The organism is Agrobacterium vitis (assembly GCF_037039395.1).
Classification (GTDB): Bacteria; Pseudomonadota; Alphaproteobacteria; order Rhizobiales; family Rhizobiaceae; genus Allorhizobium; species Allorhizobium vitis_E.
The window spans coordinates 2,639,971-2,655,611 of sequence record NZ_CP146242.1 but is presented as its reverse complement, the minus strand read 5'-3'; the positions used below and the strand labels follow the sequence as shown (position 1 = coordinate 2,655,611).

Genomic DNA, 15,641 nt, shown 5'->3' with positions numbered 1-15,641 from the left:
TCATGAGGTTTGATTTTCAGGGTTTTGTTTGCAATTACGGCAAGCGGCCCAATGCTTGAGCTTGCCAGGATCGTTGGTGGACATGGGAGCGGCGTGATGTTCGGCGCAGGCATCTGCCGAAATCGCCTTATGCAGGTGCGGACACCAGACACGATGGGCGTAAAGCGCCATGACAGGGCCAGCGATCTTGGCTTGCACCTTGTCGGTTCGGGCGCTGTATTTGCCCGCACACAGCAGAGAGATTGCGGTGCGCGATACGCCAAGCTCTTTGGCAATGGCTGCCTTGGTGCGGCCCGGCTTTTCGGCCTCGGCCCTCAGAACATCCATCCAGGCGGGATCGGCCAAGCCCATCAGCTTCATTTGCCGCATGGCACGTCCTCGCTGATGTTGTAATCATGGAGGGTCTTGGTCTTCGGGCGGTAGACGGGTGCTTTTGCTCCGGTATCCTTCAGAAGCCGAAAACGCTTATGGCCGCTGGACGTTAGCTTGGTGCCGCGCTGGCGAATGGGTAATTCGACTATGTAACCGGCACTTTTCAGGCGGCGCACATACCACCGGGCATTGTTGTCTGCGTCTTTGTCTTCTGCCGTGGCCGCAACCATCACAATGTCACCGATGGTGAAGTTGCCACCCATGCGCATGGCGGTCCAAACCCGTTGGCGGAATGTGTCGAATACGGGTTTACGAACCCTCGCCGTGTCAGGACGGATTGGGCCACCTTTCAGGATCTCGCCACGGGCGGCGGCATCCACGCCCGCAGGCGTCAATTGATAGCAGCCCTTTTCGATCCGCTCGACATAGCCGCGCATGATGAGCCTGAAAGCTCCGTCCGAAATCTGCCCTCGGTCCAGCGACAGAGTGGCGTCCAGTTCGTCAATGGTTTTGCATGAACCGTCAGCAAGGCAATGCAGGAGGGTTGTCGGCAATGTGCCGTTTTCAAGCCGCACGGTCATCACAGCACCTCCGGCACCATGATGGACTGGCCGTTGTGGCGGTCCTTTATGATCGCCATGCCCGCCATGTCGGCCATGCTAACGCCCTGATCGCCGGGCTCCATGCGCAAGCCGAACCGTTCGATATTAGCAATGGCTTCCAGCACTTCCCGGTTATAGCCTTGGGAGACCTTGAACACGAAACCGGCCAGATCGTCGGCAACCTTGACCTCACAACGCTGGTCGATCAGCGTTTTAACATCGGAAAGGTTTGCCTTTTCGAACCGGACTTTCTGGCTGACACGCGAGGACACCTGCGGAAAGCGGGTCAGGTGATCGTTGACCTTGCCCATGCCGACAAGAATGATCGGCAGCTCGATAATGTCGGAAATGTCGCGGACTGTTTCGAGGATGGTTTCCTTCTTGCTGATATGGTCGGCCTCGTCGATGACGAGCGCAAAGTTGCGTCGGGCCATGGCAGCGGCATTATTGCGCATTGCCAGCTCTTCAATGACCTTCTGGAACTTCTTCTGGAATGAGTGCGGTGGATTGGCGCGAAGCTCTTCGAGCAATTCGTTCATGAACCATGCTGCGGTCCACTCTTTCTTGGCCCGCAGATAAATCGCGCCATTGTGCGCGACCCAATGCTTGAGCGTGGTTGTTTTGCCCAAGCCGGGCAGGCCATCGACAACAGCAAGGCAGGCCTCCTGCGCACCGCGCTGCTCAAGGGCGGCAAGGGCAGATTGAAACCGTTTCACGTTGCTGGTCTCGACAAAAACATTCTTCATGCGTATTTTCCTTGGTGTTGACGACTGTCAGGCAGCGGCGCGGATGAGGTTTCGAAGCGCGTCCAGGTCGATGCCTGACAGTCGGAGAAGTTCAATTGAGCCGGGGCGTTGAAGCGCCGATCTCAAGACGCGAACGTGGGTACTGGTGACTTGATCGGGATGTTCGAGCGCCCATGCGGCAAGCTCTTCATCCGTTGCAAAGCCCCGCTTGCGAGGTTGCTCACTCGCTACCGGCAGGCTTTGAGAAATTTCCTGACCATTGCTAACAACCAGCGTCGGGCCTGCGGATACAGGCTCTGGTGTCACGTCGATCATCTGAATTGGCTGTTGTGCCGTGGCCTCCAGATAGCGGGCTGGCGACAATTCGGCATCGACCTCGGCAAGATGGTCGGTAAGACGTCGGGCGCGGGATGCAGCCCGCTTCTCGATTGCCGCCCGCTCCATGGTCAGCGGGATGTAACGCTCTTCGTTTCCGGCAAAGACGGCAACGCAAATCAAGCGGCCCATCAGCTCTTCGCCATCGCGGCGCTCGATCTCCCGCACCCAAACCTTGCTGGCATCGTGGATATCGTAACCGACCAGCACGTCATCGCCGTGGAACTCTTCCAGTGCGAGGTGGAAATAGGAGTTTGTCAGCCATTCGATCATGGCGCGACGGGTGCGGCGCTTGACATATGGCCGGAACAGGTCGTTCTTTTCATGCTCCAGAACTGGTACAATCTCGAAGCCCGTGGAGACATGATATTCCCACATCTGGTTCGGGGACATCTTGCCCGGCAGCGATGAATGCGGTTTAGCATTGTAGGACGCCACGGCATTGACGCAGGCCGTTAAAAACTCCTGCCATGATGGCAGTTTGCTCGACGCGCCGAATTGTTTGATGTCTTTGCGGGTGGTCTTGAACGATTTCTGTCGGGCCTGCCGGTCCATGTCGGCACCGATATAGGTGTCGAACTCTTTGGACAGTGGGTTCCAGACCGAACCATTGAAGCGTTCGATAATGCCTCTGGCTTGCGAGTTTTGCGGCAGGGAATGAAGCTTGGTAACGCCAAGGCGCTCGGTGATACCCGTCAACTGGTTGTCCAGCACGTCATTTTTAAAGCCGGGGCCACGGTCTACGTAGAAAATCGATGGAATGCCGTGCTGTTCGCAGGCAAAACGGAACGCATCAACGACGCCGATGGTATTTTCTGCCAAGCCAAACGAAAATCCGACGCATTTCCGGGTCGCAACGTCCACGATGCTGGTGATTTCCGGGCGGAAAGGTTGGCCGTGGATCGGATGGGCAATCTCGGAGTCAAAGGTTTTGCCGTCGGCGGTGTAAACGCAGCCCGGCAACAGGTCGGCAGTGGAGCGCAATGTGTAAGCCATGCGGCTCTTCAGGGTCAAAGACCCTTCACGGCCACGGTGCTTTTCGACATTGCCAAGCCGCGCCATCAAGCGGCGCACCTGATCATAATTCGGCGGCATGATATGCGCGGGCAAGCCTTCGCAGAACTTCTCTAACGCATCCGTCAGGCACGGCTTGGAGGGCTTTGCGTAAAATTGCAAAAACTGCCAGAACCATGATGGCACGTCCTGCTTTTCCTTGGTGGGCAATGGGGCAAGAGCGCCAAGGCCAGACGCATCCCGCAGCTTGAACCATTCGTAAATCGTCGCACGGCCCACGCTGGCCTTGCCCGATGTGCGGTCGTTTGCGGTCATGAGGATCGCGTCTGACACCCCAACCTCTGCCGGATCAGCAAGAAATGATTGGATGGCTTGGCGCTGGGACATGCCGTTAGAAATCCGGTGCATGTCGATGGCAGACAGGATCGCCGAGCGGGCATTCATCACCTCGCGCTGGCGGGCCGAAAGAGCGGCGGTCGAGAGCTTCTCCCGCTTTGCCAACTCTTGCGTCTTCTTGGCCTGCTGGCTTGCGGCCACCAATTCGCGGGTGTGTTCGCCATGCAAAGCGGCCTGCAATGCTTCGGGCAAAAGCGAGATATGATATTCAAACCCGCCGCCGCCTTCACGACCGGTGCGCTTGCGGCACAAATTGTCAGGGAGGGTTTTCCAGTCATGGCGATCAACGTGATCTTGCACGCCGCGCTTGGTGTTTGGCAGGGCCTTCAGCTTCAGGCGGACACCGGCGTCGGCGATTTCCTGGGCGGTCAGAAAGGTCATTTCAGCAACCCTCCGACTTTGCCACGTAGGGCGGAACGACGGCGTTCAAGCTCAGCCAGTTGTTCTTCCGTCTGCCAAAGATGGATGACCTCGGCATATCGGGCAGGCACGGCGACGAAGCCGGAAAACTCGCAAACGAAATTCAACAGTTCATGGCAATCGGTGACATCGACCAGCGCGATGAAGCGCTCCAGGGTGATCTTATGGTCACGGCGGGCGGGCGACGCGTAGCAATCCAGCATGTTTTCTGTGACGTTTTGGGAGAGATAATCCGACATTTCCGCCGCGACCCGCTCACGGCTCTTTCCGCAACGGCTCATAGCCTCAGAAAGAACACGAGAAATCTTCACGTCCAGCGTACCGCCCTTGGAAACCTCAGGCGCAAACCGGGCCACCACTTCAGGCGGCTGATAATCGCGGAACAGGTCCATCGTGTCGGGATCGCGGCGCTTGCTCATGGTCAGATGCGACCCCGGCGCTTCAGCGAGGCAATAATGCGTTCTTCATGGTCGGCAACGACCGTATCCAACTCGTCGTCTTTCAATCCGCCGAAAAACTTGCTCAACGTTGCAATGCTCTTTTGCAATTCGGCCAAGCGGGCGTCGATATGCGAGGATGCAACCTGTCCAGCCACAGGCGCGGGCAGCTTTTCCAGCGTCTTATTGACGGCAGCGACCTTCTTTTCGACATGGGTCAACACCCGGCCATTCTCAAGGATGGTCAGCGCGTCCGGCACATTGGTGGCGCGTGGGGGATTGGCAAACAAAAGGTCAAGCGCCTTTGCCTGTTGCGCGGGCGTCTGTTCGGCAAGCTGCTTCAAGCCCGCCTGATGATCGGCAAGCCATGTGCCAGCGCACCGTTGGCGTGAGGCAACGGTCAGGTCTTTCCAAATTTTAACGGCAATCTCGATGGAGCGGCGGGAAAGCCCGATCTTCTCTGCGGTATCCGCTGCAAACGAAAAGATTTCGTTTGCAGCTCCGTGCTTGGCCATAGCCCCAGCCGTACCGGCTTTGGTTCCTGGGTGCAGTCGTTCGTAGACTTGCTTTAGCTCATACAGGTGGTGGCAACGGTCCAACACCTTCAGCTCGTTCCGCCCAAGGTTTTCCATAACCTCTTCAAGCCGAGCTTCATCATCTGTGGTGGCCTCGGAAATGCGGGCGGGAATGGCTCCGCGCTCCAGCCGTACAAAGGCCGCGTGGCGATGAAGGCCCGTCACAAGGCGCTTGCGCCCTTCAACGATGCGCACGGTGATTGGATTGATTAGGCCCTGTTCGGCAATCATGCCTGCAAGGGCTTCCGCCCACGCCTCATCGAGACCGCGAGCGCGGTCTGCCGGGATGTCAATTTCCGAAAGCGGCACCTCTAAGGCGACAACAACGCGGGAAGCCTCCGGAGTGTGTGGCTTTTTCTTCCGCGCCGACGCCGGGGGCGCCATCGTCGCTATATCGAGCGGATTGAAGCTTTCGCCTACCTCGCTCTTTTTCGCTGACACGGGGGCCGTCATGCTGACACCCGCTTGTCAACAGAAGCGTTAGATTTTTGACTTTCTAACGGGCCATGCTTTGCGATATCGTATATACGAGTATTGGTTTTGGGATAACGGTTCGGCCAGAGGGTTTCGACCTTCCGCCCAATGAAGTCAGCGATAATCGCTTCGTTGATTTTGTTGGGGCGCTTCCATACATGGCGGAAGCTTGCGGGATTGCGACCGTTGCGGAGTGCGAGTTGTTCGAGCGTCATGCCACGCTCTTGAATTTCGCACAGTATCCGCTTCGGGGTCCAATTGATGGCACCCATAGCTATTACTCCTGGCATAAGCGGACGCGGCAACGTCCGCTTTTTGTTGGTGGTTCGGTAACATTTGCGGCCTGCCGAAGCGGGCTGCTAAAAACATGGATAATCTAAATTTCGGATTTTGTAAATCCGAAATTTAGATTTGATTGGGGATATTTTGGCGCGTGCGGAGAGGATAAAGACGGAGCTTGGCCAGAGGCTTAGGGACATACGCCGCCACTTGGGCGATCCAGAGCGCGAAGAATTTTGCTTAAATCTGGGAATCAGCAAACAATCGCTCGGCAACTATGAGCGCGGCGACAACGTACCCGACGCAACGGTGCTACTGAGCTATCGAAAAGCCCTCGGCGTTAACGTGAACTGGGTACTCACCGGTGAAGGCGACATGTTCGATGCGGCTGGCGCGAAACTAAGTGAAAATGACGCACGGCTTCTGCACGATTTCCACCAACTGCCTGAAAACAGGCAGTTGGACATCATGGAAATCACTCAAATGCATCTCAAGCGGATACAGCGTGGATAAGGAGCGGCATTCTGCGGCTCTCGTTTTCAAAAACATCTATCTGAATGTCTGGTCCATAAATCTGCTTGACCGATGCTTCTAACTCATCGAGTGCTTTGGACATCCTAGATCGTACTTTAACATCCACTGACCCGGCGGCCAAAAGCCCTAAAAATTCACGCCTGTTCATTTCTTGCCCCACACTAAACGCCCATAAAATACAACCACATGCGCTTGTGCAGGCCTATAAATCGCCTTCTTACTTTGAAGTCAAAAGCTTTTATCTTTCAAACTGATATGCGTATATTCGAACTTAAAATTAGGGCGGAAAATTACCCCCGAATACCGATGGTAAATGGTTGATTTTCACCTACCAAACTTTAAGTTTTTGAGCAGAAAAAAATTACCACTATTACATTAGCTAGATGTAAATTACCCCTTGGATTTGCGGGGTAAAAATGGTCAAGCGCAAGCAGCTCTCATCACTGATATCATCGCTCGGCAATGACGAGCTGCAAATCGCCGATCTTATGGTTGGCTGTTATGAGTGTAAGCTGTTTGGCGTCTGCGAGACGCCGCCTTCATTTTTTGGATCGCCAGATATAATGGCCGGATATCTCGTCCCTCCGCCGCCATCTGGGCAACCGCGCTCAAAATCCGCCCGGTCGTCGCCAAAGCCTTGATCTCGTCCGGGGACATAAGCATGGTTGGCGGATCGCTTCGTAAGGATTCCGGCGTAACGCCGAACACCTGAGCCACCGCATCAAGTGTTGACTGACGGGTAGGCCGTCCGCGCTCCAAGGCTGATATTGTCTGTACGGTTTTCCCGGTCGCCAACGCGAGGTCGGCTTGCGTCATCTCAGCCGCCCTACGCCATGCCCGCACTCTATATCTAGCAATGCCCATTCCGCCGCCCGTCGCGCCATCCACACCAAGCGCTAACTATGTGTCGCCAGGGCCGCCGAGGCCACCATCGCAGGGTTGTCACATCAGTCGTTAGACAATCCGCAGGCGCTCGATTTCCAATTTTTGGCGCTTCCCACCTCTCTTATTACATAAGTGAGCCGCGCCACAGGAAATCCTCATGATTTTCAAAGGGGTAAACAAGGTGGGAAATTCGGTCCAAAGGTGGGAAGAGATTTCCCACCTCAAAACTCCCGACCGCGCCGAAGCTACAGCAAACCGCAAGCCGGAAAGCCCCATTTCATAGGGTCAATTTTGACGCCGCAAGGGATTTTCCCTTTTCTTTCCATAATGTTGTTCTTGTCAGCACGATTGACAGAACAATGCGGGAAGAATGCGCGAATGTGTCCAGAAGATTGCGCGATAAATCAACGTTCTAGGCGGTCTGCTTGCATTTCGCTGCCCGCCTCGTTAGAGAATACAGCATCAATTTATCATTGTTTTACGGTAGCTTGGTGGGAAAGGTGCTTGGCTGGATCGTGTCCAGAAGGTAACACCCCCCTACAACAGGCGGACTCCACTGTTCCCTGAGAACCTCTAAAAGCCATATCTTTTAAAGGTATTTTTAAAAGAATAAAACCTTCGTGGATTTGTCAAATTTAAAGTTGACTCCCTTTGTATAGTTCATATTGTCCGCCTGTGACGAGACGGGATATCTCCTCACGCCGACAGCATGAAGGAAGGCGGAGTATGACGAAAATGACGAAGGGGGCCGGTGGACGCGCGCAGCCTGCGAACCGGACGATGTCCAGACATGGACAATTGCTACTCGGCAGTATTGCCGGCCTGGCGCTGATTGCCGCCGCCTCGCAAGCCTGGTCGGAAGAGAAAGATACGGAACTCTCGACCATTACCGTTCAGGGCAAAGCCTCGGCCACCGGCCCGGATGCCAATATCGTCGCCAAGGAGACGACTGTCGGCAGCAAGACCGAAACACCGATCATCGACATTCCCCAGGCCGTCTCCGTTGTCACCATGAAGGAAATGGAAACGCGCGGCGTCAGCGACATGCAAGCCGCCGTCGCCTATACGTCCGGCGTGGTTGTCGATGAATTCGGCTCTGACGATCGCTACGACTATTACCGTATACGCGGCTTCGACACGACGACGCTCGGCATCTACCGCGATGGCCTGAGTGCGCGCATTCCCGCCTGGTTTACCGCAGCCCGCACCGAGCCCTACGGCCTGGAACGGGTGGAAGTGCTGAAAGGCTCGACCTCTACCCTGTTCGGCCTCAACGGTCCGGGCGGGATGATCAATGCCGTCACCAAGCATCCGACCGACACGTTCCATGCCGAGGTCTATACCACCTTCGGCAAAAACCATATCGAAACTGGCACGGATTTCGGCGGTCCGATCGACAAGGACGGGGTCTTCACCTACCGGATTACCGCCAAATGGCAGAATGCCGACCTGGGCTCGGATTATTCCAACGATGACCGGATCTACATCGCTCCGGCCCTGACCATCAGCCCGGACGAGAGCACCTCGCTGACCTTCCTGACCGACTACAACAAGCGTGACACCACGCCGGCCCTGGGCTTCCCTGCCGGTCTTAACGTCGACACGACCCGGTTCTACGGCGAGCCGGACTTCAACAAGTTCGACACGATCCAGAAGGATGTCGGCTACGAGTTTCGCCACGAGATCACCGAGGGTCTGACCTTCCGGCAGAATGCCCGTTACTCACACGTCGATCTCGATTACGAAACCGTCTATGGGGCCAGCACAGATTCGAGCGTCAATCGGGAAGCCTATGCCGTGGACGGCGTGGCGGATCGTTTCGCCATCGACAATCAACTGGAATATGACACCAGCACGGCTCGCCTCGACAGCAAGACTTTGCTGGGTGTCGACTATGCCTATGACAGCACCCATGAAGTTATCGGCTATGGCTCGGCTCCGGGCATCGACATAAGCAATCCGGTGTATTGCGGGCGCTCCTGCGTGTCTATCGACCCCTATCTCGATTGGAAGGTCAAGCAGAAGGCACTCGGCATCTACGCCCAGGAACAGCTGACGCTGGATGACCGCTGGATCCTGACGCTGGGCGGGCGCTATGATTACGTCAATACCGAAGCCGACTATCTCTCCACCGGCACAAGCGACAACGACACGGCGGAAGCCTTCACCAAGCGGATCGGCTTGAGCTACAAGATCACGCCGGAGCTTGCGGCCTATGCCAATTACTCCACATCCTTCCAGCCGCTGGTGACCCCGACCGCCAATGGCTATTCCGTTAGCGGCTCCCTGAAGCCGCAGGAAGGCGAACAGTATGAAATCGGCTTGAAATACAAGCCCGACAGTTTCGACGCCATGTTCACGGTCGCCCTGTTCGACATAACCCAAACCAATGTTCCCTCCAACGTCACCCCCTTGCTACAGCGCCAGATCGGTAAAGTCGGGGTGCGCGGCGTGGAAGTGGAAGGCAAGGTGGCGCTCAACGACCGCTGGAACATGACGCTTGCCTATTCCTATTGGGATGCCGAGATCAAGGAAGACGGTACCGGCGGCGATGCCGGCAACCGCCCCGAGCGCGTTCCGAGGAACGTCGCCTCGGCCTGGGTCGATTATACCATTCCCGGCAATGGCTGGCGCGGCGACCTGACGCTGGGCGGCGGTGTGCGTTATGTAGGCTCCAGCTACGGCGATTCGGCCAATACCGTGAAGGTCGATGCCTATACCGTGGTCGATGCCATGGCGAGCTACAAGGTGACCGAAAACGTCACCTTCTCAATCAATGCCAAGAACCTGTTCGACAAGAAATACGTCACCACCACCTATTACGGCAGCTCCTACTACGGCGACCGCCGCACGGTGCTGGGGACGCTGAAATATACCTGGTAAGGCAGAGGCTTCGATAGAACCCAGATCACCTGAACCGGCGGCTTCGAAAGAAGTCGCCGGTTTTTGCGTCTGCCGCACGGCTGGTTAGCCATCGGACCGAAAATTAAGAACCGGTTTTCGGATAAATCCGATGTGTAAACAAAAACTTAGAGCATCGTGCTGATTCCAGTCCACAGTACACGGCGCAACTTGATGAATTGGCTTCGCCCCCCTCATCCCCCTGCCGGGGACTTCTCCCCGCAGGGGAGAAGAGGTAAACACGACAGCACTGAGCCTCATCCTTAGGCTGCGGGCAAAGGCGTTTATCGGCTTTTGCCGCGCGTATAATGCACAAGAGGGTGCCGCAGGTCTCTTCTCCCCATCGAGGAGAAGGTGGCGGCAGAGGCAAGAGGGGGCGGCAAAGCCGAGAGACGTTTGCGTCGTGTACTATCGATTCCAATCTTCAGTACGATGCTATAGGTCGGAGTATCAAAAGCGCCCATGGCCACCCCGATCCAGTCTTTTCGGGAGGATCGAAGAACAGCGACGTTCCGCAGACTGATCAGAAGCCGCGCCTGATTGTTTCCGAGGACTGATACCAGCTGATAGTCTCGCTGCCACCGATCTCGATTTTGTCTTTTGGCACATCGGTAGAGGCAAAATAATGGCCAGAATGCTTGCGGCATTTGGAACAATGGCAAGCGGCAGGGGGGCAACTCGCCTTCACATCTGAAGGCTTATCGCCCCGCAAAGACATGATCCCTTAAGAAGAGACATGCACCTCTCCGTTCCCTGTCATGATCGCAATGACAGAAGCATGCCTTGAAACGGGATGACAACAGGTGAAAGCCCCTCAAGCCTTCCGGCGCATCAGCAGAATCAGCACAGGCGCGCCGATCAGTGCGGAGACCAGGCCTGCGGCGATTTCGTAAGGGTGGACCAGCGTCCGGCCAAGCCAATCGGCCATCATCATCAGCACGCCACCAATCAGCACCGCGCCGGTCAGTTGCGGGCCAGCGCGCAGCAATCCTGCCTCGCGGGCCAGATGGGGTGCCATCAGGCCGACGAAACTCAACGGGCCGACCGTCAGTGTAGCCGCGCCGCTGAGCGCGCCTGCCAACAGCAGCAGCAACAGCCGGGCCGATGCGAGCGGCACGCCGAGTGCGCCAGCTGCCGATGGGCCCAGCGGCAGCAGATCCAGCCAGCGGCGCAGCAGGGCGACAATCACCACCAGAGCCAGGGCGATGATCGTCACCGTGATGGCACTCGTCATCGTGACATTATAGGTGGAGCCGCTCATCCAGCGCATCAGGAAGGTGGCGCGGGGATCGCCGCTCGCCGCCAGCACACCGACCACGGCATCGACCATGGCGCTGAGCGCAATACCCGCCAGCAGCACCCGCTCCGGCGCAAAACCAGCCCGGGCAGCAAACAGGAAAATCACCGCCAGCACAGTCAGCGAGCCCGCCGCAGCAAAACCGAGCTGGGTGCCAAGACTTGGCGCCGCCAGGAAGAACACCGCCACCGTCACCCCGAAGGTTGCTCCGGCGCTGATGCCCAGCACTTCCGGGCTGGCCATTTCATTGCCAGTCAGCCGTTGCAGGATCAGCCCGGCCACTGCCAGCATGGCGCCAGAGGCAAAGGCGGCCAAGACGCGAGGAAAGCGCACAGGCAGAATTTCGCTATAGAGCGAGGGGGACAGAAAAGCCCAATCGCCAACGGTACTGCGCCCGAACAGCAGCGCCATGGCAATCAGCATCACACCACCGATCAGCCCGACGATCAGGACCGTCCGCGTCGAGGCGAAGTGCCGAGGCTTCGGCACCCGCTCGACCATGATCCGATGTCGAGTTTTCAACAGTGGCAGCAGCACCAGCAGCAACGGCGAACCGAACAAGGCGGTGACGGCCCCGGTCGGCAGCATGTCGCTGAACTGATCGGCAAGCAGCAGCAATGCACTATCGGCAAAGAACAGCAGCGCCGCGCCGATCAATGTGGACCAGACCAAAAGGGCGCCGGAGCGCCGCGCTCCGGTCAGCCGGGCAAGGGTTGGCGCGACGAGACCGATAAAGCCGATGACCCCGACCGCGCTGGTGACGAAGGCCGCCAGCAGCACGGCAAGCGCGATAGCCGCCGCCCGCAGATGACCGGTCTTGACGCCGAGCGCGGTGGCTCCCGCCTCGCCCAGTTCCACCAGCGCCAGCGGCCGCAGCAGCAGCGCGGCGGCGACGGCCACCAGCCCCACCTTGGGCAGAAGCGCGAGCGGCAAGGCCCAGCTTTGCTGGGCGAGCGACCCCGCCCCCCAGATGAACAGGGAGACCAGATAGCGCTCATTGAGCAGCACCAGAACGCTAGACAGCGCCCCGCACCACAGGCTGACCACCAGCCCGGACATAACCAGCGAAAACGGTGAAAACCCGCGCCTCAGCCCCATCAACAACACCAGGCCCGCCGCAATGGCGCTCCCGGCCAGCGCCACCATGTCGCGGCCAAAACCCAGCAGGCCAGGCGACAGCAACAGCGCCAGGACGATGGCGAGATTGGCCCCGGCTGAAACCCCAAGCGTGGTCGGCGAGGCCAGCGGATTGCGAAGCACTTGCTGGAACAGCGCGCCCGACAAGGACAATGCGCCCCCGCAAATCAACGCCATCGCCATGCGCGGCAGGGTGGCGTTGTAAAGCACGGCATAATCGATGTCGTAACCCGCACTTTCAGGCCACGCCAGCACCGGCGCGATGCCGTGCCAGGCCATCAGGCCGCCAAGACCGGCGAGCATCAGGGTGACGAGGAGCGGACCTAGATAGGACGGTCTGGAAGAGAACGGAATATTCATGCTTGACTGTCCAGGTAATCGGTCAGCAGACGAGCGAAGCGCATGGCTTCCACCACCATCCCGAACATCAGGGTCGAGGGCAGGACGGCGAAGCGCTCCGGCTTTGCCATCGGCAAGGCCTGCCAGAGCGGGCTTTTCGCCAGCACCGGCATGACATCGGCGGGAACAGGCTCGAAAGCGATCAGCCGGGCGCGCGGATCGGTGATTGTCGCCAGGGTCTCGATGCCGATCAGCTCGAAGCCCCAGTAATTGCCGGGCTTTGTCCAGGCATTTGTGAGGCCGAGCCGCTGGAGAACATCGTGATAAAGACCAGGCGCCGTATAGACCCGCACATGGCGGGCATCCATGAAATTGACCAGTGCCACCGGCGGCGCATTGAGCCGGGCAAGGCGGGCGCGGCAGGCATCGAAAAACGCATCGGCCTCGGCCAGAAAGGCCTCGGCCCTCGCCTCCAGCCGCATGACCTTGCCGAGATCCCGCGTCGCGCCGTAAGAGGCGGTCAGGATATCGGTGGTGTCAGGCGCATAGACGCTGGCGCGAAACAGCGGTGCCAAGGCTTCCAGCCGCGGGTTCAGCGGGTCGTTAAAAGCCGTCGACAGGATCAGGTCGGGCTTCAGGGCGATCAGCAATTCGAAATTGACCTCCCAGGACGAGCCGAGATCGATCACGCCGTCAGGCATGCGTGGCTCTTCCACCCATTTGTCCCAATCGGCCAGAGACGCGACCGCCAGCGGCTTGACCCCGAAGGCCAGCAGCGTCGAGGCAAGGCCGTAATCCAGGCAGACAACACGGGCAGGCGCAGCACTCTCAGCCCGGGCAGCAGACGCCATGAACAGGCTCACACCTCCGGCCAAAAGATGGCGGCGGCTGAGCGGCAGGAAAGGATCAGCAGACATAGGCGAGCGGGATCTCCAAACCTGGATGGCGGGTGACGTCCATGTCAACGCCATAGATGGCGTTCAGCGTCTCGCGGGTCATCAGCGCCGTGGGGGAGCCTTCGGCGATCAATTGCCCGGCCTTCAGCGCATAGAGCCGGTCGCAGAAGCGGCTGGCCATGTTGATGTCATGCAGGACGATGATGACGCTCAGCCCCTTTTCATGCGACAGGCGGCGCACCAGCGCCAGCACGTCCATCTGATGGGCGATGTCGAGCGCCGAGGTCGGCTCATCCAGCAGCAGGCATTCGCTGTCCTGGGCCACCAGCATGGCGATCCAGGCCCGCTGGCGCTCGCCGCCCGACAGCGTATCCACCATGCGGTCCGCCATGGGCAGGACATGGGTGAGATCCAGCGCCTCTTCCACCTTGGCCTTGTCCACCTCGGTAAACCGGCCAAGCGCGCCATGCCAGGGATAGCGCCCGCAGGCGACCAGTTCGCACACGGTCATGCCATGGGCGGCCGTGACGTCCTGTGGAAGATAGGCGACCTTGCGGGCAAAATCGCGCGCGCCAAGTGCACCGGCATCCGCCCCGGCAAAATGGATCGTCCCGGATGTCAGGCTTTGCTGGCGGGCGAGAAGCTTCAGCAATGTGGATTTGCCCGAGCCGTTATGGCCGACCAGACCGGAAATCTCACCCTTGCGAAAACCGATCGACACATCCCGCAACAAGGCCCGGCCATCGACGGTGAAACCAAGCGCCTGCGTTTCGAAAATCATCCCCGCCTTATCAGCAGCCTGGATGTTACGATGTTCGCTCGCCATCAAAGATCCTCTAATACAAGGTGCCACCAAGCTTGAACTGGATGGATAAAACATGATAATAAAAATCAACTATACACAGTCTTGCCGGTTCGCAAGTGTGTTTTCAACACTGTTTTGCCCATCGCCCGCACGTCACTTGTCCCGGATTGGCCAATGTCCTACCTGCCCCGCATGACCAGCAAGATCGACGGACTGTCCGTCTCCTCCGGCCTGCACCGGCGTTACTGGAACGGCATGGTTGCCGATCTCTGGTCGGTGGATTGCGAAAGCGACGCGGGTGGCCAGTATGTCAGCAACGATCCGCGCCTGTTCATTCTATTGGACGCCGCAGGCGAGGATGGGGCCGATCTCAGCATGGCTGAAGGCGGTGGCAAGCAGATTTCCGGAGCAATTGCCAGGGCGGCCCATTTCATTCCCGCCGGGCTTGAAATGTCGACCGCGATCACCGGCGTCAAAAGCCTGCGGCATCTGGACCTGCATTTCGATGCTGGCATCTTGCTGCGCCGTTTGGGCAAGGATGCCGGGCTGGCGGCATTACACCAGCCACGCTACCTGCTCGACGATCCACGGCTGCTGGCCCTGGCCGAACTGATCGCCGCCGATGTCGCCAATCCGCAGCCCCTGCATGACCTCTATGGCGATGGGCTGGTCAGCGCTTTGCTGATCGACGTGCTGAACATTCGCCCAACCCCTGCGCGCCAACTGCCCCACCGGAAGCGCAGCAAGCTGGCTGCCTGGCAACTGCGCCGGGTTTGCGATTTCATCGAGGCCCATTGCCTGCGCACCATCCGGCTGGAGGAATTGGCCGGGCTGGCAGGCCTGTCACCCACCTATTTCAGCCACGCTTTCAAAGCCTCAACCGGCCTGTCGCCGCATCAATGGCAGATGAAGGCGCGGATTGAAACGGTCAAGCAACGGCTGCGCGACCCCGCCGTGCCGCTGACGGTGATCGCGGCGGAAACCGGCTTTGCCGATGCGGCCCATTTTGCCCGCAGCTTTCGCCGCGCCGTCGGCCTTTCCCCGTCCGAGTGGCGACGGGTCCGACTCAATTGAGGTGGCTGGGAAGGTCGCCCTGCCCGGTTCGGCAATCGCGGTGCAATACCCCTTAAAATTCTGTACGGCGGGACACGGTTTGC

Annotated in this window: 15 protein-coding genes; 3 read left to right on the top strand and 12 right to left on the bottom strand. The window is 58.4% G+C overall.

Annotated features, from left to right (window positions below):
* From V6582_RS14770 to V6582_RS14740, 7 genes are read right to left on the bottom strand one after another with little or no spacing between them, the layout of a single operon-like run.
* Positions 1-369 carry a helix-turn-helix domain-containing protein gene (locus V6582_RS14770; RefSeq protein ID WP_234889821.1) on the bottom strand — a complete coding sequence of 123 codons (369 nt, stop codon included), beginning with the start codon at positions 367-369 and terminating at the stop codon, positions 1-3.
* Positions 357-953, bottom strand: a complete 597-nt coding sequence (locus tag V6582_RS14765) for a hypothetical protein (protein ID WP_156633909.1) — start codon at positions 951-953, stop codon at positions 357-359. The genes V6582_RS14770 and V6582_RS14765 overlap by 13 nt, the downstream gene beginning before the upstream one ends.
* Positions 953-1,720 carry an AAA family ATPase gene (locus tag V6582_RS14760; RefSeq protein ID WP_156537626.1) on the bottom strand — a complete coding sequence of 256 codons (768 nt, stop codon included), beginning with the start codon at positions 1,718-1,720 and terminating at the stop codon, positions 953-955. The genes V6582_RS14765 and V6582_RS14760 overlap by 1 nt, the downstream gene beginning before the upstream one ends.
* Before the next feature lie 27 nt (positions 1,721-1,747).
* A complete protein-coding gene (locus V6582_RS14755) occupies positions 1,748-3,886 on the bottom strand; it encodes a Mu transposase C-terminal domain-containing protein (RefSeq protein WP_156633911.1) in 2,139 nt (712 codons plus the stop codon).
* Positions 3,883-4,344: a hypothetical protein gene (locus V6582_RS14750; protein WP_156633913.1), complete on the bottom strand. Its 462-nt coding sequence runs from the start codon at positions 4,342-4,344 to the stop codon at positions 3,883-3,885. Before V6582_RS14750 ends, V6582_RS14755 begins: the two co-directional genes overlap by 4 nt.
* A gap of 2 nt (positions 4,345-4,346) precedes the next feature.
* The gene (locus V6582_RS14745; RefSeq protein WP_234889822.1) at positions 4,347-5,390 is read right to left on the bottom strand and encodes a ParB/RepB/Spo0J family partition protein; all 1,044 of its coding nucleotides are present in this window, start codon (positions 5,388-5,390) and stop codon (positions 4,347-4,349) included.
* Positions 5,387-5,683, bottom strand: coding sequence for a helix-turn-helix domain-containing protein (locus tag V6582_RS14740; RefSeq protein WP_156537629.1), 297 nt, complete (start codon positions 5,681-5,683; stop codon positions 5,387-5,389). The genes V6582_RS14745 and V6582_RS14740 overlap by 4 nt, the downstream gene beginning before the upstream one ends.
* Positions 5,684-5,822: 139 nt before the next feature.
* On the opposite strand from V6582_RS14740, the gene V6582_RS14735 reads away from it, so the two are divergent.
* Positions 5,823-6,203, top strand: coding sequence for a helix-turn-helix domain-containing protein (locus tag V6582_RS14735; RefSeq protein ID WP_156537630.1), 381 nt, complete (start codon positions 5,823-5,825; stop codon positions 6,201-6,203).
* Positions 6,204-6,710: 507 nt separating this feature from the next.
* Here V6582_RS14735 and V6582_RS27555 read toward each other — a convergent pair.
* Positions 6,711-7,088 carry a helix-turn-helix transcriptional regulator gene (locus V6582_RS27555; RefSeq protein WP_156633915.1) on the bottom strand — a complete coding sequence of 126 codons (378 nt, stop codon included), beginning with the start codon at positions 7,086-7,088 and terminating at the stop codon, positions 6,711-6,713.
* Positions 7,089-7,844: 756 nt separating this feature from the next.
* On the opposite strand from V6582_RS27555, the gene V6582_RS14730 reads away from it, so the two are divergent.
* Complete coding sequence (locus tag V6582_RS14730; protein ID WP_420360224.1) at positions 7,845-9,992, top strand: TonB-dependent siderophore receptor; 2,148 nt, start codon at positions 7,845-7,847, stop codon at positions 9,990-9,992.
* Positions 9,993-10,533: 541 nt separating this feature from the next.
* Here V6582_RS14730 and V6582_RS14725 read toward each other — a convergent pair.
* From V6582_RS14725 to V6582_RS14710, 4 genes are all read right to left on the bottom strand, one after another.
* Complete coding sequence (locus tag V6582_RS14725) at positions 10,534-10,728, bottom strand: GFA family protein (protein WP_234889823.1); 195 nt, start codon at positions 10,726-10,728, stop codon at positions 10,534-10,536.
* 96 nt (positions 10,729-10,824) lie between these two features.
* Positions 10,825-12,804, bottom strand: a complete 1,980-nt coding sequence (fhuB, locus tag V6582_RS14720; protein WP_156633919.1) for a Fe(3+)-hydroxamate ABC transporter permease FhuB — start codon at positions 12,802-12,804, stop codon at positions 10,825-10,827.
* A complete protein-coding gene (locus V6582_RS14715; protein WP_420360225.1) occupies positions 12,801-13,682 on the bottom strand; it encodes an iron-siderophore ABC transporter substrate-binding protein in 882 nt (293 codons plus the stop codon). The genes fhuB and V6582_RS14715 overlap by 4 nt, the downstream gene beginning before the upstream one ends.
* Before the next feature lie 7 nt (positions 13,683-13,689).
* Positions 13,690-14,505, bottom strand: a complete 816-nt coding sequence (locus tag V6582_RS14710) for an ATP-binding cassette domain-containing protein (protein ID WP_156633921.1) — start codon at positions 14,503-14,505, stop codon at positions 13,690-13,692.
* 153 nt (positions 14,506-14,658) lie between these two features.
* Between V6582_RS14710 and V6582_RS14705 the strand changes: the two genes are divergently transcribed.
* Entirely contained in the window at positions 14,659-15,558 is a 900-nt protein-coding gene (locus tag V6582_RS14705; RefSeq protein WP_197434476.1) for a helix-turn-helix transcriptional regulator, read from the top strand.
* The last annotated feature ends 83 nt before the right edge of the window (positions 15,559-15,641 follow it).

What these genes read in the sequence shown, in the direction of transcription:
- V6582_RS27555 (WP_156633915.1), bottom strand. Translation starts at nt 7,088, where the DNA reads ATGGGCATTGCTAGATATAGAGTGCGGGCATGGCGTAGGGCGGCTGAG.
- V6582_RS14740 (WP_156537629.1), bottom strand. Translation starts at nt 5,683, where the DNA reads ATGGGTGCCATCAATTGGACCCCGAAGCGGATACTGTGCGAAATTCAA.
- V6582_RS14765 (WP_156633909.1), bottom strand. Translation starts at nt 953, where the DNA reads ATGACCGTGCGGCTTGAAAACGGCACATTGCCGACAACCCTCCTGCAT.
- V6582_RS14710 (WP_156633921.1), bottom strand. Translation starts at nt 14,505, where the DNA reads ATGGCGAGCGAACATCGTAACATCCAGGCTGCTGATAAGGCGGGGATG.
- V6582_RS14725 (WP_234889823.1), bottom strand. Translation starts at nt 10,728, where the DNA reads ATGTCTTTGCGGGGCGATAAGCCTTCAGATGTGAAGGCGAGTTGCCCC.
- V6582_RS14730 (WP_420360224.1), top strand. Translation starts at nt 7,845, where the DNA reads ATGACGAAGGGGGCCGGTGGACGCGCGCAGCCTGCGAACCGGACGATG.
- V6582_RS14755 (WP_156633911.1), bottom strand. Translation starts at nt 3,886, where the DNA reads ATGACCTTTCTGACCGCCCAGGAAATCGCCGACGCCGGTGTCCGCCTG.
- V6582_RS14705 (WP_197434476.1), top strand. Translation starts at nt 14,659, where the DNA reads ATGTCCTACCTGCCCCGCATGACCAGCAAGATCGACGGACTGTCCGTC.
- V6582_RS14750 (WP_156633913.1), bottom strand. Translation starts at nt 4,344, where the DNA reads ATGAGCAAGCGCCGCGATCCCGACACGATGGACCTGTTCCGCGATTAT.
- V6582_RS14760 (WP_156537626.1), bottom strand. Translation starts at nt 1,720, where the DNA reads ATGAAGAATGTTTTTGTCGAGACCAGCAACGTGAAACGGTTTCAATCT.
- V6582_RS14770 (WP_234889821.1), bottom strand. Translation starts at nt 369, where the DNA reads ATGCGGCAAATGAAGCTGATGGGCTTGGCCGATCCCGCCTGGATGGAT.
- V6582_RS14745 (WP_234889822.1), bottom strand. Translation starts at nt 5,390, where the DNA reads ATGACGGCCCCCGTGTCAGCGAAAAAGAGCGAGGTAGGCGAAAGCTTC.
- fhuB (WP_156633919.1), bottom strand. Translation starts at nt 12,804, where the DNA reads ATGAATATTCCGTTCTCTTCCAGACCGTCCTATCTAGGTCCGCTCCTC.